At 34.3% G+C, this 23,099-nt stretch carries 22 protein-coding genes, 5 pseudogenes and 1 riboswitch; of the genes and pseudogenes, 5 read left to right on the top strand and 22 right to left on the bottom strand.

Annotated elements, in window-relative coordinates; genetic code table 11:
- Positions 1–960 precede the first annotated feature (960 nt).
- Complete coding sequence (locus CUC15_RS10400) at positions 961–1,536, bottom strand: hypothetical protein (protein ID WP_162800301.1); 576 nt, start codon at positions 1,534–1,536, stop codon at positions 961–963.
- Positions 1,537–2,458: 922 nt separating this feature from the next.
- On the opposite strand from CUC15_RS10400, the gene CUC15_RS10385 reads away from it, so the two are divergent.
- A complete protein-coding gene (locus CUC15_RS10385; protein WP_114916588.1) occupies positions 2,459–2,908 on the top strand; it encodes an AraC family transcriptional regulator in 450 nt (149 codons plus the stop codon).
- A gap of 403 nt (positions 2,909–3,311) precedes the next feature.
- Here CUC15_RS10385 and CUC15_RS10380 read toward each other — a convergent pair whose 3' ends face one another.
- The 13 genes and pseudogenes from CUC15_RS10380 to CUC15_RS10320 all read right to left on the bottom strand — a co-directional run bounded on the left by CUC15_RS10380 (position 3,312) and on the right by CUC15_RS10320 (position 14,872).
- Complete coding sequence (locus CUC15_RS10380) at positions 3,312–4,676, bottom strand: MFS transporter (RefSeq protein WP_114916587.1); 1,365 nt, start codon at positions 4,674–4,676, stop codon at positions 3,312–3,314.
- A 108-nt stretch (positions 4,677–4,784) separates the two neighbouring features.
- The gene (locus CUC15_RS10375; protein ID WP_114916586.1) at positions 4,785–5,771 is read right to left on the bottom strand and encodes an acrylyl-CoA reductase family protein; all 987 of its coding nucleotides are present in this window, start codon (positions 5,769–5,771) and stop codon (positions 4,785–4,787) included.
- A gap of 4 nt (positions 5,772–5,775) precedes the next feature.
- On the bottom strand, positions 5,776–6,222 hold the full coding sequence (locus CUC15_RS10370) for a PaaI family thioesterase (RefSeq protein ID WP_114916585.1): 447 nt from the start codon (positions 6,220–6,222) through the stop codon (positions 5,776–5,778).
- Between the two features lie 321 nt (positions 6,223–6,543).
- A pseudogene (locus tag CUC15_RS10365) lies at positions 6,544–7,535 on the bottom strand (alkene reductase).
- A 141-nt stretch (positions 7,536–7,676) separates the two neighbouring features.
- A complete protein-coding gene (locus CUC15_RS10360) occupies positions 7,677–8,519 on the bottom strand; it encodes an alpha/beta fold hydrolase (RefSeq protein WP_114916584.1) in 843 nt (280 codons plus the stop codon).
- Positions 8,520–8,605: 86 nt separating this feature from the next.
- Positions 8,606–9,605 (bottom strand): annotated as a pseudogene (locus CUC15_RS10355) (NADP-dependent oxidoreductase).
- 259 nt (positions 9,606–9,864) lie between these two features.
- Positions 9,865–10,440, bottom strand: coding sequence for a TetR/AcrR family transcriptional regulator (locus CUC15_RS10350; protein WP_114916583.1), 576 nt, complete (start codon positions 10,438–10,440; stop codon positions 9,865–9,867).
- 766 nt (positions 10,441–11,206) lie between these two features.
- Positions 11,207–11,782: pseudogene (locus CUC15_RS20850) on the bottom strand (hypothetical protein).
- A 21-nt stretch (positions 11,783–11,803) separates the two neighbouring features.
- The gene (locus CUC15_RS10340; protein ID WP_114916582.1) at positions 11,804–12,199 is read right to left on the bottom strand and encodes a hypothetical protein; all 396 of its coding nucleotides are present in this window, start codon (positions 12,197–12,199) and stop codon (positions 11,804–11,806) included.
- Between the two features lie 607 nt (positions 12,200–12,806).
- Positions 12,807–13,337: pseudogene (locus CUC15_RS10335) on the bottom strand (SMI1/KNR4 family protein); the annotation flags it as partial.
- Positions 13,338–13,474: 137 nt separating this feature from the next.
- On the bottom strand, positions 13,475–13,621 hold the full coding sequence (locus CUC15_RS10330; RefSeq protein WP_114916580.1) for an SMI1/KNR4 family protein: 147 nt from the start codon (positions 13,619–13,621) through the stop codon (positions 13,475–13,477).
- Positions 13,622–13,826: 205 nt separating this feature from the next.
- Complete coding sequence (locus CUC15_RS10325; RefSeq protein WP_114916579.1) at positions 13,827–14,111, bottom strand: DUF3784 domain-containing protein; 285 nt, start codon at positions 14,109–14,111, stop codon at positions 13,827–13,829.
- Between the two features lie 317 nt (positions 14,112–14,428).
- Complete coding sequence (locus CUC15_RS10320; protein ID WP_162800300.1) at positions 14,429–14,872, bottom strand: hypothetical protein; 444 nt, start codon at positions 14,870–14,872, stop codon at positions 14,429–14,431.
- A gap of 438 nt (positions 14,873–15,310) precedes the next feature.
- Positions 15,311–15,412: riboswitch (purine riboswitch) on the top strand.
- Positions 15,413–15,527: 115 nt separating this feature from the next.
- On the opposite strand from CUC15_RS10320, the gene CUC15_RS10315 reads away from it, so the two are divergent.
- The gene (locus CUC15_RS10315) at positions 15,528–16,721 is read left to right on the top strand and encodes a NupC/NupG family nucleoside CNT transporter (protein WP_114916578.1); all 1,194 of its coding nucleotides are present in this window, start codon (positions 15,528–15,530) and stop codon (positions 16,719–16,721) included.
- Between the two features lie 489 nt (positions 16,722–17,210).
- Positions 17,211–17,360 (top strand): hypothetical protein, encoded by a 150-nt coding sequence (locus CUC15_RS20080; protein ID WP_162800299.1) that lies wholly within the window; start codon positions 17,211–17,213, stop codon positions 17,358–17,360.
- 137 nt (positions 17,361–17,497) lie between these two features.
- Here the strand turns inward: CUC15_RS20080 and CUC15_RS10310 are convergent, their stop codons facing one another.
- The 7 genes and pseudogenes from CUC15_RS10310 to CUC15_RS10285 all read right to left on the bottom strand — a co-directional run bounded on the left by CUC15_RS10310 (position 17,498) and on the right by CUC15_RS10285 (position 20,878).
- Positions 17,498–17,710 (bottom strand): hypothetical protein, encoded by a 213-nt coding sequence (locus CUC15_RS10310; protein ID WP_114916577.1) that lies wholly within the window; start codon positions 17,708–17,710, stop codon positions 17,498–17,500.
- A gap of 326 nt (positions 17,711–18,036) precedes the next feature.
- Positions 18,037–18,096: pseudogene (locus CUC15_RS20660) on the bottom strand (hypothetical protein); the annotation flags it as partial.
- A 17-nt stretch (positions 18,097–18,113) separates the two neighbouring features.
- Positions 18,114–18,290, bottom strand: a complete 177-nt coding sequence (locus CUC15_RS20655; RefSeq protein WP_278309206.1) for a PepSY domain-containing protein — start codon at positions 18,288–18,290, stop codon at positions 18,114–18,116.
- 261 nt (positions 18,291–18,551) lie between these two features.
- On the bottom strand, positions 18,552–19,091 hold the full coding sequence (locus CUC15_RS10300; protein ID WP_114916576.1) for a hypothetical protein: 540 nt from the start codon (positions 19,089–19,091) through the stop codon (positions 18,552–18,554).
- A gap of 252 nt (positions 19,092–19,343) precedes the next feature.
- A complete protein-coding gene (locus tag CUC15_RS10295; RefSeq protein WP_114916575.1) occupies positions 19,344–19,763 on the bottom strand; it encodes a GNAT family N-acetyltransferase in 420 nt (139 codons plus the stop codon).
- Between the two features lie 148 nt (positions 19,764–19,911).
- A complete protein-coding gene (locus tag CUC15_RS10290; protein WP_114916574.1) occupies positions 19,912–20,331 on the bottom strand; it encodes a VOC family protein in 420 nt (139 codons plus the stop codon).
- A 310-nt stretch (positions 20,332–20,641) separates the two neighbouring features.
- A complete protein-coding gene (locus CUC15_RS10285) occupies positions 20,642–20,878 on the bottom strand; it encodes a hypothetical protein (RefSeq protein ID WP_114916573.1) in 237 nt (78 codons plus the stop codon).
- Positions 20,879–21,410: 532 nt separating this feature from the next.
- Between CUC15_RS10285 and CUC15_RS10280 the strand changes: the two genes are divergently transcribed.
- Both CUC15_RS10280 and CUC15_RS10275 read left to right on the top strand, forming a co-directional pair.
- Positions 21,411–21,488, top strand: a complete 78-nt coding sequence (locus CUC15_RS10280; protein ID WP_205317698.1) for a YjcZ family sporulation protein — start codon at positions 21,411–21,413, stop codon at positions 21,486–21,488.
- A gap of 259 nt (positions 21,489–21,747) precedes the next feature.
- A complete protein-coding gene (locus CUC15_RS10275) occupies positions 21,748–21,855 on the top strand; it encodes a YjcZ family sporulation protein (RefSeq protein ID WP_114916571.1) in 108 nt (35 codons plus the stop codon).
- A 246-nt stretch (positions 21,856–22,101) separates the two neighbouring features.
- On the opposite strand, the gene CUC15_RS10270 is transcribed toward CUC15_RS10275, so the two are convergent.
- Complete coding sequence (locus CUC15_RS10270; RefSeq protein WP_205317680.1) at positions 22,102–22,554, bottom strand: phosphoribosylanthranilate isomerase; 453 nt, start codon at positions 22,552–22,554, stop codon at positions 22,102–22,104.
- Positions 22,555–23,099: the final 545 nt, after the last annotated feature.

The raw sequence follows: 23,099 nt of genomic DNA, 5'->3' as shown, positions 1-23,099 counted from the left end.
AAAACGTTTAGTAAAAGAATTGAAAACTTATATATATTCATTTATCTATTAAAAAAACTTAATGGATTGGGCTTTTTATAAATTGCTTTTGGTCCCCTTCTCTTTCTAATAGTATTGTTAGGACATTTTAAATCGGCCGTTAAGGTAGCAAAACTGTATTTATAAGAGTCTTTAACAAATAGATGATTATTTTCACAATCAATTATCATACCAGGTTCTATTACAGGCCTTAAAAATGTTCGGAAATTGAAATCAAAACCTCAACAAACGCAACTGTTCCGATTTGATTTAAAATAGGATTATCCATAAAGCACCCCTTTAAATGATCTTATTAAATATTCTATATAATTAATATAAAATCCTGCTTCTTTAGCGAAAAAGACCGCCATTATGACGATCTCATTGTTGTATTAAAGCACCCGTTAGTTGAATAAGAATTCCTACAACTAACCGGTCCTAGTACAACAAGAAAAATATAGCTATGTTCGATTTCATCTCAGAGAAATTAATTGCCATTAAGTTACATTCGTTTCTCAAAAAGATGGTTTCATCACATCAAAGTGTAAAAACGTTTTATAATTCCTTCTTTCACTAAAGCAAAAAAGAATCCTTTTCCGTCAATAACGTAAAAGGATTCTTAAATTAAAACATACACTAATATATTGAGTTTAGTTAAACCCCATTCTTATATTGCTAAATAAATGGCTAGTAACACTACTGCAAAGTGAAGGATAGCATGCTTATATTTTTTCAATTTAAGAGAATAAATTCCCTTAACCAAAAAGAACAAAAATACTATTAACAATATTGCTTTGTTATAAAACATAGTTCTTTGTCGATCAATTATCGTTAATATAAGAGTAACTATTCCTAAACCAATAAGTAGAAAATCAAATTTTCTAAGAGGGTTATTTATAGATTCTTTTGGGTTAATTTTAATCTTCTCCTTACATAGTTAGTCTATTGTCCATAATATTCAATTGGTGATCTTCCATAGAAAACAGCAATTCCATAACCACGATTTTTCCATTGAATCTTCATCGCACCTTGGTTAATAAGTAACCCTGCAACAGCTAAAGCAGTACCATATCCTGGCGTTTTTGGCTTAAGATAAGCTAGCATAACTCCAACTAGAGAGACCGCAGTAGCTCCTGTACTTATGGCGTACGTAATATTGGTAACGCAATTGTCAAAAAAGATAATACTTAGAGAAAAATTTATGGTATTGTATCCGGGACAATTATAAAAAAGTCTTGCATTCCCTTCTATTTTCTCTATATCGGCCTCAGTTCGTGCAACTAAGTTTTTATCCACTCCATCTTTAGTTGCTTTCTCAGAATCAAAAGAAACACTGTTATTTTCAATTTCTTCAATCTCTTTAAACATTACTTCAATTTCATGTTCAGAATATCCCAGTTGTTTTAAGGTTTCAATACTAAGATTTAATTGTTCTTCCTCAGAATATTGTTTAACAGATACACTATTCTTTGAAATTAAATCTTGATTTAAGTACCTTTCTCCTGTTGAAGCCAACAAAACTAGGGACGCTGTAATCCTTCCTCAACTAAAGCGCCAGTTACTTTAAGTACAATCGTTCACAAACTATTGATTTCACTATGATTATTTAATCCAAATTTTCCAATCTTCAATCCCTTCTATTTCAATAACATTAAAATATCTGTAACGGGAACATTACTCTCCATAAAGCCTACTTCATATCCAAAGTCGTTATTAGTAATTACTGTTTGAGTGACACCTCTCCTTCAAATGGTCCGTTCATTTGAACTATTTTTTGAGCTTTCCATTACATTAAAAAATTTATGCTTTCTTAAATCTGCCTCTAGCAAATTGTACTAAAGCAACCACTAAATTTGCTAACCCCATAGTTTGAAGGAATGAACCATATTGCCCACTCCAGATAAATGAAAGCAGTAATGAAATAACTGCAGTTATTAAAAATGGAAGAGAATGGTTATTACTTTGCCTAAGAATTAAACAAATAAGATACGATATAAAAAAAATACCTATCATCAATGCTAGTCTTATTAGTATCTCCATATTAATATCCTCTCCGTATATTAGATTTTCTTATATGCAATGCTGTCCTTACGAAGTCTCTTACATCCAATCCTTTCATTTCATATGTATCTTCACCGTTGTTTAATTTTTCCTTTATGTTAAAAAATTCGACAATAACAACAAAGTTCCTGCTTATTGCACTAACCTGCCCCGTTAGCTCAATATCTCTATACCCGAATATAATACAATAATATTCCAAACAAATTACTCGTTTTTACATAAATAAAAGGCGACCAAATTCTATGACCACCTTGTTTAACTAATGCACCATTTAGTTGAATAAGGAAAATCATAATTTAAAAAATTAAAGTGAGTATATTTTTTAACAATGATACATTCGAAATGTAACAAAAAATTTGACGAAGGGAAGAAAGAATCTATGAGATTTAAAACCGAAACAGTTCCAAACTATCGCATCGCTTATATGCGAAGAGTTGGTCCATATGGTCCTGCAAATGTTGAAGTTATGGAGAAGTTAAAAAAATGGGCAAAAGAGAGATGTCTACTTGAATCAGTAATCCTATTTGCAATTCCTCAAGATAAACCTGAGACAACACTACCTGAAAACTGTAGATTTGATGCTTGCATTGTCATTTCAAATGATTATCAAGTGGATAATTTAGTTAATGAAGGTGAACTTTCTGGTGGAAAGTACATTATATACGAAGTCAAACATACAGCAGAAGATATTCAAAAAGCATATTCTTATATTTTTCCATCATTACAAAGCAATCGATATAAAATTGATGATAACAAACCTATTATGGAAAAATACATTGGTGATATGGTTACCAACCCTTATTGCGAAATATGTGTACCTGTTAAATAGTAATTGTTTTTTTGTTGTTTTTATTACCAACAAAATTGCGAGAGAAGAACAAGTTGCTTTTATAAACTGACGGCAACTTGTTCTTCTTTTATTATTCTGCTTCTTTAGGTAGAAAAGCCCGCCATAATGACAATCCTACTGTTGTGCTAAAGCACCAGTTACTTTAAGTACAATCTTTCACAATTTATTTTAATATACGTAGAAGTATTAACTGTTCAAATTTTAAAAATCAGACATGTCTTAATTAACATCTTACATTCAACTGAGCAGAGTATCTATTTAAGATTTATTAACAGAAACATTAAAGAATTAACGATTGAGAACCTTTTCAATTAATAAACAACCGGATAGAGTGATTGAAACCTATTATAACTGTATTATTTTGATTCAAGTGATGATGAAGTTAACTTGGCTGCCGCCTTAACCTAGCTCTTCGATAATACAAACAGTATATTAAAATAGCTATCATTATAACAAAGAAAAAGCAATTATAAATATTTCTATAAATAATTTCTGGAGATAAACTATTTTGAAGGGTTAGTAGTAATCCAGAAATAGTGACTCCAAGCCCTCCACCGAAAAATTGGATTAATTGGGCGACTCCTATGCCTGAACCGACTTGTGTCATTGGCAGAATCCTCGTTATCTCATTAGAAATACTCGTTGAAAGTGATGTAAAACCAACACTCGCAAACATATATGCCACAAGTATAAAATAAGGACTGATGGTAGATAACAATGCGAATAGGATAGTCGCGCTTAATAAAAACAATTGCCCCGAAATAATTAATGGCATATTGCCAAAACGATCAATTACTCTTCCTATAAATTGTCCAGCAATCACTGCAATAATAGCTCCTGGAAAAATGATCATTCCTACCTCTATCGGTCCTTGTTGGAATGTAATTGTAAGCATAATTGGCATTAAAAACAGATTTGCAAAATTTATAAAAAAAGTGATACAAACTATTAACAGTAGTTTTGTATACTGCCTATTTCTAAAGAGGATTGGCGGAATGAACGGCTCTTTTCTTTTATGAAGATATCTCCACCACACCACAAAAAGAACGACGGTTGCAGCTAAGATAATATAGGAAAATGTTGTCAGAAAAAGGAGTAGACCTGTAACATTAAGTCCCGTTAGAATTGCACCAAATAGATCGAAGTGACCTTTTTGAAGAACCTCTCTCGGCAACAACAAATGGAAGAATGGAATGGAAAGGACCGAAATGCTACTGATAACGAAAAGATAATTCCATCCTAAGTATTGCGTAATGATTCCCCCTATTAGAGGGCCTAACCCAAATGCCAAAGAAGCCGTAGAAGTAATAATTGCCATCGCTCTTGCACGCCTCGAAAGACGTAAACGCCCGGCGATGATTATTCCCAATCCCATAATCCCTCCACCACCAACAGCCTGAACAATTCGAGCTCCTAATAAGAGGAGAAAATGATTGGAAAAGAAGCCGATGATGGATGCGATTCCTAAAATACTGATTCCAAAAAATAAAAGTCTAGAGACGGGGATAAAGTCCGACAATCTGCTAAAAGCCAATGATGCAATGGCAAACATGATTGAATAACCGGAAACGAGCCACGACCCTGTTGATGAATTTAAGGAAAAGTCTATAATTATAGAGGGCAATGCAACATTAAACATCGTCGTGTTCATTACTACGAGCAAGATGGTAAAACTCAAAATTAAAATAATCTTATTCTCTTGAATGGGTACCATGCTTTCTAATTGGGGAGAAGTAGTTGACGTCATTTGATCCCGTCCTTATTTTTAAAGTAATTAGTCGTTATCGTATTCGGACGACAACGACTAATCAACCTGCCTCACACAGGCAGTGAGCTGATTCCATTCAAAATCTGTTTATAGTTTAACAAGCGTTCTTCCGCGTACTTTCCCTTCTAATATAGCAGCTAATACTCCGGGTAGTTCTTCTAATGAGATTTCATTAACCATCTCTTCATTTAAGGTTGTTGGTTTCAAATCATTCCCAAGACGATTCCAAACTTTTAAACGCTCATTTCTTGGATATTGAACCGAGTCAACGCCAAGCCAATTTATACCTCGTGAAATATGAGGAAAAACGGTTGTGGAAACTTCACTGCCACCTGTGAAACCACATGTAGCTACAGATCCACCATACTTCAATGTACTTAGAATGTATTGGAGAGTTTTCCCCCCTACAGGATCAATCGCTGCTGCCCATTTTTCTTCACGCAATGGCTGATTGTCGTTATCTACAATCTCATCTCGATGAATGATTTGTTTAGCGCCTAATCCTTTCAAATACTCTTCTTGGTCTTTTTTTCCTGTACTCGCCACAACTTCATAACCTTTTTTAGCTAAAATATTTACCGCAACGCTGCCTACTCCTCCTGTTGCACCAGCTACTAGAACAGGTCCTTGGCTAGGTTCTAATCCATTATCTTCTAGTCTTTGAACGGCTATTGCAGCAGTTAATCCTGCTGTTCCAAGAACCATGGATTCCTTTAAAGATAACCCTTTCGGAAGAGGAACAACCCACTCTGCAGGAACACGTGCGAGTTCACTAAAGCCGCCAAAATGACCTGTTCCTAATTCGTAGCTCGTAACAATAACTTCATCACCTTTTGTAAATCGTTCGTCTTTTGAATCAATAACCGTTCCAGCTAAATCGATTCCTGGCACAACAGGATAGGAGGATACAAACTTATTTAGGATGGCTACTGCACCATCTTTAAAGTTTACGCTAGAATAGGCTACTTGAATGGTTACGTCGCCTTCTGGAAGGTCCTCCATACGTAATTGTTTGATTTCTAACTTGGTTTGATCATTTACTTTGTCTAGTACCATCGCTTTGAAATTATTCATTTTATCATACTTTCCTTTCTCTTTTATGATTGGAATTCCCTTTTAAAACCATACACGTACTCGTTGAATGCGCAACAAGACTCTTTTTTTCATCATAGATATGGCATTCCAGCAATCCAATTGTGCCGCCCTTTTTTATTATTTGCCCCTCAGCTCGCAGTTTCGTTTCAAAAATAGGTTTAAGGAAATTCAACTTAAGTTCCACCGTCGTAAACAATTCGTCCTCAGCAAGTGTACTAATAAAAGATAATCCCATTGCAGCATCAGCTATATCACCCAGTATCCCGCCATGCAATGTGCCCATCGGATTATGCAATCTTTCAGAAGCTTCTATTTCAATAACGACTCTGCCTTCTTCAGCTTCTACCACCTTAAAGCCAAGTACCTGCGCAACAGGAGCACCAGGTATTTCACCCGTCATCATTTTCTTTATTCTTTCTAAGTGACTCATTATCCACAACTCCTAAATAATAAATTTTACTTTTAGGGTACTGCCAACATGTCAGAAATTTTGACGTTAAGCGAGTTTCAATCTGTAAAGTAGAATTCCGGCCCACTAATGAATCGACTCTTTGTGTTTGCTCGCTAAACTCTAGCCCTCTATTGTTGAATAAACTTTTAATTATTTTAATTGTGTAAGTAGACGCTTCTCTTATTTAAAAAAGCGTACTTTACTTAAATAATCCCTACTAGTTTTAATACAAAAATAAGTGCTTCTAGATTATTAAAGTAAATAAACCTGCTGTCTCCATGCAGTAATTGAAAAATTACATTAAGCTTTTAGAAACGGGTAATCTATATAACCTTGTGCACCACCGGTATAAAGCCTATTTAAATCCGGTTCATTTAGGGGGGCATTTTTCTTTATACGCTCAATGAAATCTGGATTAGCTAGTGCCCAAATCCCTACTGTTGCAACATCTGCTAGACCATTATCCAAATCCATAGTAAGTTGTTCAATTGGACGCCCCGCTCTATTTACCAACAGTGGCTGCGTCCATAATTGGCGTATTTCTTGTAATAATGTTTCATTGCCAAAGTGCATAATATGAAGATAAGCCAAATTAAGCTTATTTAACTCCCCTATTAAATAACGATACATCTCAATATTTGTATCGCCTTCCTCAATTCCATTCAATGTTCCTTCAGGAGAGAACCGAATTCCCGTTTTTTCTGAACCAATTTCATCAATGACTGCTTTAGTCACTTCAATTGCAAATCGAGACCTGTTTTCAATTGTTCCACCATAGGCATCTTGTCTGAGATTTGAGTTTTCACTAAGGAATTGTTGAATTAGATACCCATTTGCCCCGTGAATTTCGACTCCATCAGCTCCAGCTTCAATTGCTGCGGCTGCGGCTGTACGAAATTCTTGTATGACTTTTTTATCTCATTTTGACCTAATTCCCTAGGAGTCGGAATATATTTCTTCCCCTCAGCTGTATACATTTCTATGCCAGGTGCAATAGCTGAAGGTGCAACCGCTTGTCGATGATGGTGTGTATTGTCAGGATGCGAAACACGCCCTGCATGCATGAGCTGAATGAATATGCGAGCCCCTTCATTGTGTACGCGGCTCGTTATTTTCTTCCAACCTTCTATGTGAGATGGTGTATAAATCCCTGGTGTATTTAAGTACCCTTGGCCGTCATCTGAAGGTTGTGTACCTTCACTTATGATTAAACCAAAAGAAGCACGTTGACCATAATATTCAACCGCTAACTCTCCCGGAGTACCATCAGGTAAAGCTCTATTTCTCGTCATTGGTGACATAGCTAAACGATTTTTCAATGTAACGTCTCCAATACGAACCTCTTCAAATAGATTTTTCATTTTTACTCTCCTTTTTATTAACATATTATAAACAATTTAATATCTATGACTAATTGGTTTTTACCCTCTCAATTACTTAGAATCAAGAAATAGGTTTACATGTTGGGCAAATAGTTCTGGATATTGGAATAGATGTCCATGACCAGAATCAGGATAAATAATCAGTTGTGCATTTGGTAAATGCTCAGCTAGAATATAACTATTTTTTGTTGGTACCATTACATCTTCAATGCCATTGGTGACAAGCACAGGATGAGGAATGTTTTGCAACCAATCGTAATTATGATCAGTATTCGGTTGGGCCCACTTTGCAAGGGCTTTTAGTTGAGCTGCTTGTACTTGATCTGAACTTTCAAACTGTTTCTGATTCAAAATTCGTTGTAGAGACTCCATCCCAGCAGCTTTACTTGTTTCGGTTGAACGATAGAAGAAGAACATGAAATCATCTAAAGCATCGTTTACATTTCCACCGTGACGTTTCATTCTCTCAAATATTACTGGATCTGGATTAACTCCAGCTTCTGGAGCAGAACCAGCTATAATGATACACCTTACCAAATCAGGATCTTGTAATGCTAATTCCTGTACAACCATTCCTCCAATTGAAAAGCCCAGAACATCGACTTGTTTTAAATCAAGTGCTTTAATGAAAGTTGCTCCATCCTTTGCCATTTCAGCTATAGTAGATGGCGTTTTTTCACTGGTTTCACCGACACCAGTATTATCAAAAAGAATAATTGGTCGACTTTCTGCTAAAGCACCAATCATATTAGGATCCCAGTTTTCCATTGTGCCACGGAAGTGAATGAAGAAAACAAGTGGAATTCCAGTTTCTTGACCGAATTTTCTATAGGCAAATCGGATTCCTTTAGCCTCGATATAACTTGATTCAGTTGGAATTGTAAATGGTGACATTGTATGGTCTCCTTTCGAACTTATTGTTCGATTATTTTGAAATTTAATTTTATCTGTCTGGCAGTGACTTACTGTACATATGATGGTTATCTGATTTTCAATATAATTTTTCCTCTAGCTCTTCCTGATTCCGAATATTCTATTGCTTTTTGCGCATCTTCAAAGGAAAATACTCTATCGATTACAGGTTCGATTTTTCCAGATTCAATAAAGTCTGCAATAATACGTAATTGTTCTCCACTCGGCTTCATAAACAAATACGTATATTGAACATTATGCTTTTTTTCAAGAGTAGTAAGTTTTCTACTTACTACGGAGAGCAACATCGTTTTTAAAAATCCTAATCCCCGTTCTTTAGCAAAACGAGCATTTGGTAATCCTGAAATGGATACATTTTTTCCCCCATTTTTAAGAACGTCGAAGGATTTTTCAAGCGCTGTGCCCCCAAGCGTGTCGAATATTGCATCATAATTTCCCAGTATATCTTCAAATTTATCTGTTTTGTAATTAATGACTTCATCTGCACCGAGGGATTGAACTAATTCCCTACCGGCTTCACTAGCAGTCGTTCCAACAGTGGCACCCATTAATTTTGCTAGCTTGAATAGCAAAAGTTCCGACACCACCAGCACCAGCGTGAATCAATATCTTTTGCCCTTTTTGCAATTGAAGTATTTCATGTAAGGCTTGATATGAAGTTAATCCAACCAGTGGAATCGATGCCGCTTCCTCAAAGCTTAAATTTTTAGGTTTTAAGGCTATTTCATCTTCATGAATAGAAATATATTCAGCAAAAGTTCCGATTTTACTCTCACGTGGACGACCATATACTTCATCTCCGACCCTAAAGCCAGTCACTTTTGTACCAACCTTTGTCACAACACCAGAAAAGTCATTCCCAAGGATTAGTGGCATTTTATATTTAATTAACAATTTCACCTCCCCATTGCGTATCCTAAAATCAAGCGGATTAATACTAGCTGCATGAATTTCTGTGAGTACCTCATATTCGCCAATTTCAGGTACGGGCATTTTCGTCAAACGTAATGGAATCTTTCCATACTTATCAATTACCATCGCTTTCATTATCTCCACCTCCAAATAGCAAGAATTCACAAGATACTTTATTGTTTAACAAGCATTCTTTTGCCTTCAAGATTGAAATCTCCAGCTCAATTTTCATCATTCACCGGTGCTTCGTGATGATCGACAATTTCATCCTGATAAATGATTTCTTTCGTGTCCAATACCTTGTAAAGGAAACAATTTACTCTACAAGTATACGTACATTTTTAATTGAAACAATTCGAGAACGAGCATTCTAAAAAGGGTAAAAAAAGAAAGATTAATCCAAAACAGACAGTGTCATATCGATAATGCTTTCCAATTTTTCTCTATCATCGCTCGTTTTCGCTAATACTCGCAATCCCACTAATGAATTATGAATAAACAGGGAGAGACTTTTCGCATTGTAATGATTAGATATTTCCCCCAATGTTTGACCTCGTAGCAATAGCTCGTACAGTAATTTTTCAGTATTTGAGAAACTATCCACAACTTTCTCTGCTACTTCTTCGTCATGTAGGGATAATTCAACTGCTGTATTTACCGTTAAACAACCAATAGGTTCTTTTTTATTTTTATAAATTGCAATCTCAAATAAACGCCTGATGGCCTGTTTTACCGAATCCAGTGGCTTTACTTGTGAATTTATCTTGGTCCCTACTAATTCTTCATAGCGCTCCAACGCTTTCATAAATAACGTGTGCTTATCGCCAAATGTATCGTAAATACTTCTGCGATGGATTCCCATATGCGTGACTAAATCTTGCATCGAAGTTTTTTCATAGCCTTGTTTCCAAAAGAGTACCATAGCTTTTTGTAATACTTCATTTTCATCATATTCTTTTATTCTTGCCATCCAATTCCCCTCCTTCCACACAATCTATAGCAGCTCTTTAGACCGTCGTTTAAAAAGCCTTTAAGTACTAAGAAGTTCGTTTTGAGAACGGTCATTCTCATTTCTCTAAAAAAATATTGCTTATCCTTTACCTTATATACCCTACGATATCATTTAGAAAACAATCCATCAATAAATAACTCCAGTAATTATTATGACCTTTCTCTATGCTTTAGAACCATCGGATAGTGATTTTTTCTCATTCAATATTTCAACCAAGAGAAAAATTGTTTATTAAATAAAATTTTCATCTTACACTATTCTGCCCCTTTAGTTTAAGTACATTTTTTCACAAACTTTCATATTGATTTCAGTTATTTCAATAAATTCAGTTTACACCGACCCTTCTCATATTGCACCCGAAGTATTAACCTTTCCTTAAGCAATTAACTTTATTGACAATTGTACCATTTTTTAGCTAATCTCTAATCTATTGTTACTTCCCCTTTAAACCTTTATTTAACGCTTACTGCCAGTTAGGAAGTCATTACACAAATATATATTCATTATATGATTTGTCGATAAATTCTTATTCTATATACTCTTAATTTAGAAAGACAATATTTTTGTGTCAAAATCTAATAAAGACACAAATCTTATGTCTTTGCTATTATAATAACTGGTATAACAATATTTTCAAAGACAACACATTTGTGTCACTAGTCAATTAGGTCTATTGTTCTTGCCTTCTACTATTCCTTTCTTCAATAGCATTTCTATGTGTTTTTTATTTTTTATCTTGTAATCGACCGACCGGAAGTGTTTCTGATTGAAACTCATTATACTTTCTTTTTAAATACAAGCCCTTATTTTCATAAATCCACTTTGAAAATAAAAAGATCGACTTCCTGCCACTTACATTAACTCGAAAATGAGTATTATGTTCAGTTAAATTCGTTTAAAACCCCATTTTCCAATTTTATCACGTAAAGAAATCATAAATGACTATGAACCTCCTACTATACTTACAAAATCCTTGTTATATTTCACAAAACCATCAGATCAAAATAGCCGCAAATAAAATGATTATATATTGTTCGGGAATGTTACCGCACTTGATTTATTTGGCATAATGCCATGAATATTCATTAGATCTTCCTTCATTATTTTGCTATTTAAATTTAGAATATACACCCCAGTCTTTTCATTCCATACAGGGGTTGAAATGTAAACTTACGTTTCACGCTTCCAATCCGTCCTTTTATCCACATGATTATCGTTGCGTAACTTACGTATATCTAGCCGATACATTGGCTGTTTCTGCAATTTCTGTTGTGCTTTTTCCTTCGATATACAATTTTATTATTTCGGCGATACCTAATTTTCAAAAGCCAAAAAAAACGTTCTTCTCCGTAACTATCTTGGAAATTTGATTTTCTCTAGATTTGACAAGAGAAATATTTTGGTTTGCCAAATTCAAAACCGCTTTATGTTCGTCTATAATCAAAAATGTATGTAAATAGCACAGTACGTTTTCCTCCATGCTTAACAATTGTATATTTTTAATGTCAATTGGTTCGTCTCTTTTACGCGCTTCAAGTTTTACGTTATTATTATCATCAATCGCAAGCTCTGGATAATCTTCCAACTCTTTGATTGCGATCCACATCCTTCTCTTGCTTCGCCTTATTATTGTACTGGTTGGTTTCAATTGTACCTTACCTTGGCGCTTGCACTCCTGGTATTCATAATTGTCACGCTGCTCTACTGCTGCTCTCATTCGTTTCCAATTTAAGACAAGCCACTTCGATTACCAACAAAGGAGAAACATCTTTAGGTCCATGATTATTACAGAAATAATGTTTGTTTCTTCAGACATTATATAAACTCCTTTTGCACTTGCTCTATTTGCAAACTCAACATAATACTGGCCTTAATCATCTTTAGCTGTTCTTACAACTTCGCTGGCTTATTGTCCGCCATGATTAATTATCCCGTTTTGTTCGTTATAAAATGTATAACCCCGATAATTTTCCTACTCGCAATTTTCATTGTTCTTTATATAGAATTGATATATCAAAAATGATGTCAATTGCACTGTTAATTTAGATAGTATACTATTATTTCATTAATAATACAAAAAGGTCCTCTATTAAGAGATTCTGGTCAATTTTATTATTTCTTCTGATTTACAAGCAGTCATAACAAAAACAATGCTAAATAAAAACAACAAGGATGAAATCTTTCTCCAAAAACAACCCTCCTATTCAATATTCTTACCTGTTAGTAATAATTTCGCATAAAAGAAAAAGACAATCTTTTTAATGATCGCCTTGTTTAACTCCTGCACCAGTTTTTTTGAAGATCCAAAACATTTATTATTGGACTTACTCGGATTCTTCTATCATCTCCAACTTATAGGGTAAATCTGTATAAGGAAGGGCTTTTAATTTATTCATCAATAATGAATATTTAGTATCATCCATCATACCTCGCAAATATGAATGCACCAGTAAATAACCAGCTATTCGCTCAGCTACCCCTTCGCTATTATTCCTGTCCAAGAGTAAAGTGAGTTGATCTAGCATCCAATTAATATCCTCTTCGTCTATGTCTATATTTGTAATTGTGCGTATAATTTCAGCTTCATCATTGCTCGTTTTAAAAATATGTTCCGCTTGTTCTTTTGTTATTTCTTCCATTTCAGGCATATCCATATCATCTGTGATTTCTATTTCATCTTCATCAACAATGACCATCTCTTCCGCTTGAAGCCCTTCAATGAACTCTGAGAAACTACGAGCAATTTGAAATTCAACCTCTTCTTCAACATCAATATAGACGATACTAGGCTCTTTCGTCTTTCCTCTGTAATCCATTACAACCCAAGTATGCCCATCTCCATTAAGAAGCACTAAATCATTCGGGAGCTCCTATTCATTAATGAGGTAATGAGAATCTAGAATACCTTCTTCGCCAATACCAAAAATACTATCAATCTCAATGTAATCCTCTACTGAACTAGTAGAGAAAACAATAGAGAAAACAGTTCGTTTTATGTAGCCTCCATTTTGTTTTTTATTAACTTTTTATAGAGACTAGGAAGTTCTACTCCTAATTTTTTCTCTGCTAAAACAATATCTTTCTTTTTTATAGGGTCTAGCACTAGTTCGTCTTCATCATCTAACCAAAAGTTACGCATTGATTTCCCTCCAGCAATTTTTTGCATCTCCTAATAGCATAAGAAAACATTACCACATTGAAATTGGTATTTATATATATAATCTTCGACAAATTACGCCACAAAATCAACAACCCTTAGAGCTGCTTTTAAAACTTATATTTGTAGTCCAAATATAACTAATCACTTTATCTGTGGTGCAATTTAGATATTCCTTCTTCAACAATTAATCGAGCAGCCTTCTATTGATAAATACGTACGTAAAGGTTAATAAAACCAACATAGCAACTACAAGAACAGTTTCTTCATAAGGGTAGTCAATAAAACCATGCATAACTACTAACAATCCTAACGGTAGAAAAAAAGCTCCACCTGTAACTTTACCTAACAAGGATTTATTTTTAATGTTTTTTTCATTAAACCCAGCTAATAACCATGTTTGTTTTTTTACAGCTGCCAAGTATGAAACAAGCAATAGAGCAATCCCTATAATTAATAATCCGTAGTCCATCTTTGAACCTCCCAAAACCGAATTTATTTCTAATACTTTATTTACGATTCTGGATAAAAAAAGTTCCATTTTATTCAACTAGTGCACCAGTTAGTAGTAACTTATATTTCAAGTTCATCTTACTTTGCCAATGAACTCATGGATAAATTAAAGTGTATTTGGTAATCAAATATTGTAGTTTATGGCAATGTTTTTTGCATAGAAAATAAGCCATTTATATACTTATGAATAAAATATTGTATATAAACAGCTTATTAAATATTTTCGTTCTTGAACTCTAGCACCAGTTAAGTCAAATGTTCATTTAAAAAATAATGTCATTTGCAATATTTACTAATATTTCTTAAAGAGGTTAGCAGAATCATCTCTGTGATGACCGTCATCTTCATGATGACCGTCATGTCCAGTATGCCCTCCATGCCCAGGATATCCTCCTTGTCCAGGATATCCTCCATGCCCAGGATGTCCTCCATGCCCAGGATGTCCTCCATGCCCAGGATATCCCCCATGCCCAGGATATCCCCCATGCCCAGGATGTCCTCCATGCCCAGGATACCCCCCATGCCCAGGATGTCCTCCATGCCCAGGATATCCTCCATGCCCAGGATATCCTCCATGCCCAGGATATCCTCCATGCCCAGGATATCCTCCATGCCCAGGATATCCTCCATGCCCAGGATATCCTCCATGCCCAGGATATCCTCCATGCCCAGGATATCCCCCATGCCCAGGATATCCCCCTTGTCCAGGATATCCTCCATGCCCAGGATATCCTCCAAATAATTGTCTATCCACTATATATCTCCTCCTTAAATTGTTTCTAGAGTAGTGTATGTAACCAAGTTTGAAGAGGAATAGTTATTTGCCCATTTGTAAATGTATTCTTGGCTGGTTTTTATTTGCGGTATAGGTAAATGGTATAGTCATAGTCCCTGATTTTACTATTGTTCACAAAACAATAAGTAACAGACAATGATTTACTGTCTTGCTGTTAATTCAACCTACCCCTTTAATTGAAAAAGCCGCCATATTGACGAACTCCCTGTTGTGCTAAAGCACCATTTAGTTGAAGAAGATATCTCAATAAACAAGTTTATTTGAAAGATAATACTGTTGATTACTTTTAAATTAAAAAATTTAGTTTCTTTTTACTTTTTATTCGTCTATTGTATATTCGGGAAACCTCTGTTAAAATTCAAAAATCAGCTTCATACGATCCTTATATATTTATGGAAATAAGGTCCATAAGTTTCTACCTGGCAGCCGTAAAATGCCGGACTATGAGGAAAGTTAGAACGCCACACGTGAGCATTGGTGCATTCTCTTCTTTCTTTATAGATGGATAGGATGCATTTTTTTGGTCAGACTTCTAACGATAAGGGTCTTTAAAACTGAAAATATTACCTGGAGGTTATTATGGATATTTTATTTGGTTTGTTATCCCTTGTGGGTTTACTATTTATAGCTTGGCTTCTAAGCAAAAATAAAAAGGCCATCAAATGGCGTACGATTATAATAGGTGTGGTATTAGAAGGAATTTTCGTTTGCTTCATGCTCAATGTCCCCCTTGGCCGCTTTCTTCTTACAGGTGCTGCCGGGGGTGTGCAAAACGTCCTTGACTATAGCCAAGCAGGCATTGATTTCTTATTTGGTGGCTTTTTTGCAGAAGGAACGAATGTAGGATTTGTTTTCGCGATTCAGGTCTTATCCGTTATTATTTTTATCTCTGCATTGGTCTCAGCTCTGTATTATTTACGAATCATCCCTTTCGTTGTGCGTATACTCGGTTGGGCTGTTGGTAAAGTGTTTGGGACAACTCGGGTTGAATCTTTTAATACAGTTGCCAACACCATGTTAGGCGTTGTAGAATCCCCATTACTCATTAAGCCTTATCTGGCAAAACTTACACGTTCGGAACTATTCACTGTTATGGTTGGGGGCACAGCTTCAGCCAGTGGTGCGATTCTATTGTCTTATGCTCAAATGGGTATTGATATTAAGTATTTACTTATTTCTGTTTTCTCCGTACCATTTGTCGCTATTGTAATGTCTAAAATCATGGAACCTGAAACAGAAGAATCTGTGACGAATGAAGATGTCGAAATGGAAGAAGCAGGACATGCGAACATTTTTGAAGCCATTTCTGAAGGAGCTGTGAGCGGAGTAAAGCTTGCTGCTAATATTGGTGGTTTGCTTATTGCGTTTATTAGTTTATTAGCCCTCGTAAACGGTATACTGGGCATCATTGGAACAGATCTGGCTACCATATTTGGTTATGTTTTCTTTCCTTTTGCTTTACTTGTTGGGATTCCGATTGAAGATGCTTTCCGAGCTGCATCCATTATTGGAACAAAGCTTGCAGCCAATGAACTGATTGCATTCCAGGAGGTACTCAATTTTCAAGAGGAATTTAAGCCACAAACGATTGCAATTTTAACCGTTGCATTGTGTAACTTCGCGAACCTCTCTTCTATTGGACAATTAATTGTAGGTCTTGGTTCCTTAGCACCTTCAAAGAAAAAACAAATTGCATCTCTAAGCTTTAAAGCCATTATCGCTGGTACCTTGGCAAGCTTTATTACAGCTATTTTTGTAAGTATGTTTGTCTAAGGGAACTACTAGAATGAAATCGCATTACAGAGTAACGTATATGCTAAAGTGTGAGCGGCAGGGTTAACTAAAACTTAAACAAAACCTTTTAAAAACTATCCTTCTTCCAATCTATTGGGTAACGAAGGATAGTTTTTTCTTTCACTGGAGTACCCTCTTTAAAGTTTTTATTTCCTAAAAAGCCTTAAATACACCATTAAGTTCACTGTTGGTTTTTTCGGTTTAAATTCCCACATTAGAAATCTTATCATGACAAAAATATGACGGCTTGCAACGCATTATTTCCTAAATTGAGCGAGTTTTCAATTGCTTAAAAAGTTAAGAAAATAAGAATATCCCCTAGCCGATAAGTTAGGGGATATTCTAAAGTGCCCCTTTTAGAAAGAGGCAGAGAAAGTATGCTTGGGCCGTCGAATATATTATTCACATTAACAGTAGGATTATGCATTATTAGTTCTTCCATTTATGATACCCAATGGGGTGTTTATAATGGAAGAAATACTACTACAAGAAATCTACAACTACCTCCAATGCTCAGAAGGAAAGCTAAACAAAATAGAAGTGGAAATTGAAGAGGTCAAATCAAAACGCAAGATTTTGCTCATAAAAATAAAAAAAGCCCCTAGCCATTACGGTTAGAGGCTTTTTTCTAGGGGAAAGGACGATATAGCCTTCAAAATTATTATTTACTCCTTCAATATAAATATACATTAACTCTTTATAATATTTCCTGAAAAGCACAGACGTGGAAAACCTGGGCTTTCTTATTCTGACTTTCAATCTTCATTAATCGAGTAAGATAAAATATCTTCTTCTTTATTCCAATCAACAAACACTTCAACAGATTCTCCATGGCTATTAGTTACCACAAAACTTGGGTCACCGTGTTCTCCTGCATTTTCAGCTTGTTCTTTAAATTTATCTGTAACATCTTCTTCAAGAATTACATTTACAATTTTAATTGCTTCACTACGGGGTAAATTTTTCATTTAGTTCTCTCCTATTTTTTTTATAGGATATCCAAATCATACGTTGTTATTCGCGTTAAGCCCCAGCTATGGAAACAGCTGGGGCTTACTTTTTATTTTTAAAAAGTAGAGGATTACTGCCACTCAATTTTAAACAGACGGGTATGTATCAATCTCCAAGGTAAAGTATGGAGACAGTTGCGAAAAATGCTATGGTATGATAATTCTTCCATATACCGAATGGAACCAAATAAACCAAAAAGCTGATTTTCTTGTAAAAGAATAATCAGCTTTTTTATACTGTTAATGTTATAACACTTCTAAATTATCTAATTTTTATTAGTCATCTAGATCTCATATTCTTTTTTAAGTACTTTTCCTGTGACAGCATCAATTTCAACTTCTGCTTCTCTTTGACTCGTGTTTAATTCGAATTCATAAACATATGGTTATCATCTTCATCAAAGTCTATTTCAGTCACCGTTCCATTTACAGCTTTTTCAGCGATTTCTATTGCTTCTTGTTCAGAAAGGAAATTTTGCTTGGTACTTAGATTCTTATCATCGCGATCATCATTCAATTTTTCAACTTTTACATTCAATGCTATTTTGCTCTCCGTAACTTTTTGAACATTTGCTTTTCCGTTATCATTACTGAAAAGATAAAAGAAGATTACCTGAACGTTCCATCGTTCATCTTTAAAAAAAGAACTTTAATCATAACTTGGGATGAACATCCACCAAAAAATCATATAAGTTGAATTTTATATCATTATTAGCCGCGTCAAGTGCTTTCCCCATCGTATTCTCGATACTCTCCTATAGAAAGATACAGAAATACAAACATAAAATAATGTTGACGTTTATATTCTCTTGCTTACTATTTCTTCAAATCTAGCTTTTTTACCTAGTGATCGTTGATTAATCTGATTTTGTTTAAATTCTTTTAGTGTTGGTTCAGTTCCAAAAGGAAAAAGTTCCTTTAGTTCATCTGTATTATATTCCGCAAGGTTTTGTCTTCCCAATGTCTTATATCTTATTTCAAATTCTTCTTGGAATCCAGGCATCATTGTTTCTGAAGGTGACTGTTCCATGCCGGATATCCATGTTTCAAAGTCATACATTCCTCTATCAATGATACCGCATAAATCTTCCAATGATTGAGTCAACTCCATCAAACAATCCAGTCCATTGTTTAATAAAAGTCCATTTTTCTTTGCTTTTTCAATAGAGTGTTCTAGTCTGTAAAAATTCTCATTATAATTAAATTCAACAAAGCAGCTAGTACGATCCCAATTGAACTTGTAATTTTGAACCTTTAGACGCTTCATAACACCAGTAAGCTTTTTTTCATACACGCCTTGCTCATTATTTGGCATCCATTTTAATAGATTTTTTAGCATATAATTCACCTTCCTTGTATATTCGATTAGCGTTTCAAAACAATGACCTTGTACTAATCATTTCTACAAAAGTGGACGAAATTCCTTTATTAATCGTTTTACATTTATCGACTATTTTTTCAATATAATCAAATTAATAATCGCCCTCTTAAACTCTTGCACCAGTTAGCTTAATAAGGAAAAAGTTTACTTGGAAAATAATTGTTTTAATGTTTATTGATTACCTCTCCTAAAATTTTGAATCATTTATGTCTATTTTTTAGAAATTACAGTAAACATCCCTGTCATGTTGGGTGAGAAATCTTTAAAATCATACTTTTCATAGAACGATTCTTTACCTTGTGATGCAAACAAACCAACAAACGCCTTATCTGGGGCATTAGTATATAAGTATTCAACCAAAAGATTCATTATATCCTTTCCAATACCATTTTTCTGATAATCTGGATGAACCACTATATCTTGGATATAGAAATAAATAGCCCCATCGCCTACAATTCTCCCCATACCAACAATTTGTTCATTATCCTTTACTGTGATGCAGTGAATAGAGTTACTTAGTGATTTTTCCACCACTTCAAAATTCATATAATTAGTCCATCCCACAGACTCACATAAATATTTGTATTCTTCCAATGTTGGAATATTATTTTCAAACTTATATTTTTCCAAAGTATTTCCTCCAATACCTCAAATTTCATCATAAATATATTCGAAACCGTTTTATTTATTCCTCTTCCTCAGTTGAAATAGGCGATCAAATTTAATGATCACCTTGCTTAACTCTTGCACCCGTTTGTTGAATAAGGCATTAGTTTTTCTATGGCGAGGTAAGATATTTTTCTCTAAAAATTGGACTTAATTCACTCCACACATCAAATTTATTTCCTTCTAAATCGAAAAAAATAAAGTTCCTTCCAGAATGCCCTCTGTTTTCAATATCTCCAACTCTTATCCCTTTATCTGAAAAGTCCTTATGTATAGTTTCTAAAGCATTTAATCCATCGACTTCAAATGTTATAGAGAATTGCTCTACACCGTAAACATCATAGAAATTCGAGCTTTGATTCTCTTTAGATTTCACAAGAAATAGACTTTGGTTTGCGAAATTAAGAATTGCTTTATCTTCGTCTTGATAGCTTAACTCTGCCCCCAATTCGTTAACATACCATTCAGAAGATAGTTCTACATTAATTACTGGAATATAAATAGTTCCTATCCTTAATAATTTTTCACTCATTCTATTATCTCCTTCGTTCCAAGTTTTCTTTTTCCCACATTGATTCATTCTACGACGTTAAATAAAGATCTTTGTAAATCAATATTAGCATAATATTCCAATTTTTCACCAAAAATAAAAGACAATCAATTCAATGATCGTCTTGTTTCACATTTGCACCATATAGTATAATTTCATATCTTCACAAACTTTCCAGCCAAGATAGTTAAATAATAATATTATTTACGCTTTTGCCGTATTCGGTGTAAAAGATAAGCCAATAAAAAACAAGTGTAGTAAAAGTTACCTATAAGTACAAGAGGTTTTCTATTTAGAAGTCACCACCGCCACTATCGGAACCACCACTATCAAAACTGGAGCCACTACTATAATCAGAACGACTAGAGTGTGAATTGCTGGAATAGTCATGAGAATGTTTATGACCGTCATCGTCTAATCCAGAAGCTACCACTCCCGGAATGATAGCTGCATTATCAGTTGAGTTATAGTTACTTTTGGTTTGCTTTCTATTTTCTTGTTTTTTCTTTTTTCTAAACCAATTAAACATTAGCATCGCTCCTTTAAATCTTTGCGTCTGAATAATTAATCTTAACTTTCGTAGACAATACATAATATGTAAGTAACCTTAATATTAATTGATGGAATTGTCAATCTTATTAAGTGAAGGCTGTTCTCTAAAAGATTGTTACTTTTACCAAGTAATGGATTAAATACACTATGCAGGCTGCTGCCCCACTATCTTCAACTATTCTGCCCCGTTAGCAAGAGAGGGTTCTCCGAAGACTATCTACTTATTGTGTTAAAGTACCAATTAGTTTAAGTGCCTTAGTTCGCAATTTATGCGAATTACGAACTATTAACTCCACTCTTGTCCATTTCCTATTGGTATATTACGCATAAACTAAGTTAACCACCATCCACCATATTTATACCTCCTACTGGACACTCATTATAATGGGCGTCCTTTAATATAAAGGCAATTGTCCTACCATGCTTAATCCAGTTAAATATACTGTACTAACTTAAAAAAGGAGGTGTAAGCTATGAGTGGTAATGGATATGGCAGATATGGACCTGATATGGATTTTGTACTAATCGTTGTCCTATTTATTCTATTAATTATTGTTGGTGCTTCCTTTGTCCATGGTGGTTACTAATTTATATTAGGTATTCCTGGTTGGTGCTGACTACCTTATCGGTCTGCTTTTTTACAAAGGATACACTAAATAAATTAATTCCTCTTACGTCGCTTTTGGTTTCGACTATTTACTTATAACTTAACTCTGCTTCTACTCAACCCTTGGTCAATTCTACTAATTCATTCTCCTATTTTTAAAATATTCCATTCTTGTCTATTACGAAAAATATCCTATTACATAACATGTATTATATATACTGAAAGGTGGTGAGTTATAAATGAGCTATGACTACAGTGGCGGTTATGACGGAAAAATGAATTTCGCCTTAATCGTTGTGTTATTTATCCTATTAATTATTGTTGGCGTATCCTTCGTTAAATACTAATTTATTCGTAGGATAGCCCTAATGTATGACAGCCCTATAGCCACCACCACCACTCATTTAATGAATTCCTCCTTCCAATAGGGTACCGGGAATTTCACTTTTCCCGGGCCCATGTTCTTTTCAAATCCTTTTTTCTCTCTGCTTGCTGCAAAATAGGTTTCAATTGCGAAAAAGGCGATCAAATATAATAATCACCTTGTTTAACTCTTGCACCAGTTAGCACGATAAATGTGTAGTCATTGTCTATCATACTTTTAAGATATCCATTTTTTTAATATCTTTATTATTATTTTTATCAGCTCGGTAACTATCCTTCGATGAAGACTTATAAACAGATAGATATTGCTCAGGATTTAGTAAATAATACTTTACTTCTCCCATTTGGTGTAATTCTAAATCCTCTAATTGGACTCCTGCGAAATCTGGTAACGTGTCAACGGATAACCCTTCTTTAATAAACTCATGCTCATGCAAATCAGTTAGGCTATATCCCATTGAGTTCAAGATTTTTATAATATCTTCCCAGTTAAATATAGATAATTCTGGCGGCATTTCCCAGCCTCTTTTATCACCAGGTACATGAATATCTAAGTCTTGGGAATCCCAACTCTTCCGTGTAACTACTTCTAAACCAACTGACCCCATTAACAATGGAATAATTTCAACATCATCTAATTTTTTTAATTTTAGTAAACTCATCAAACTTGTTATTATCCATTTCCTTCTCCATTTTTTCTAATTGTACCCATTACTAAATTCAACAAACCTGCGACTATAGTTTGATAACTTTAACTTCATATTACTATAATATTTATAAATATTTACTAAATAAATAGATGATCGTTTTTATGATCGCCTTGTTGAACTCTTACACCATTCAGTTGAGTAAAAACGCCACTCCAAAGAATAAAAGGACAAGTACACAATAGGAATAAACTAAAATACTATTTTAAGAGGTGCTAGTTGTAGAATTACATGGTATATATATAAAATTAGCAATAAAAAATATATTTTATTAGGGTTGTTAAGTATTGGAATCATAGGATTGATTATATTTATTATTATAGCTATTTGTTCAATTAGCCTACTGATGCAGTACTCTCATTGACATTCCTTATTGAGCTAACTGCCCGTTTGCTTGGGAATGAATATAAAATCTAGTTCCAAATGGCCTTGTTATTTATTTATTTATGATACAGTTCACCGTGGTAATTTAAAAGGCAAAAAAACAGCATTGGATTTTA

The organism is Oceanobacillus zhaokaii (genome assembly GCF_003352005.1).
Taxonomy (GTDB): domain Bacteria; phylum Bacillota; class Bacilli; order Bacillales; family Amphibacillaceae; genus Oceanobacillus; species Oceanobacillus zhaokaii.
This window is presented reverse-complemented; position numbering and strand designations above follow the sequence as displayed.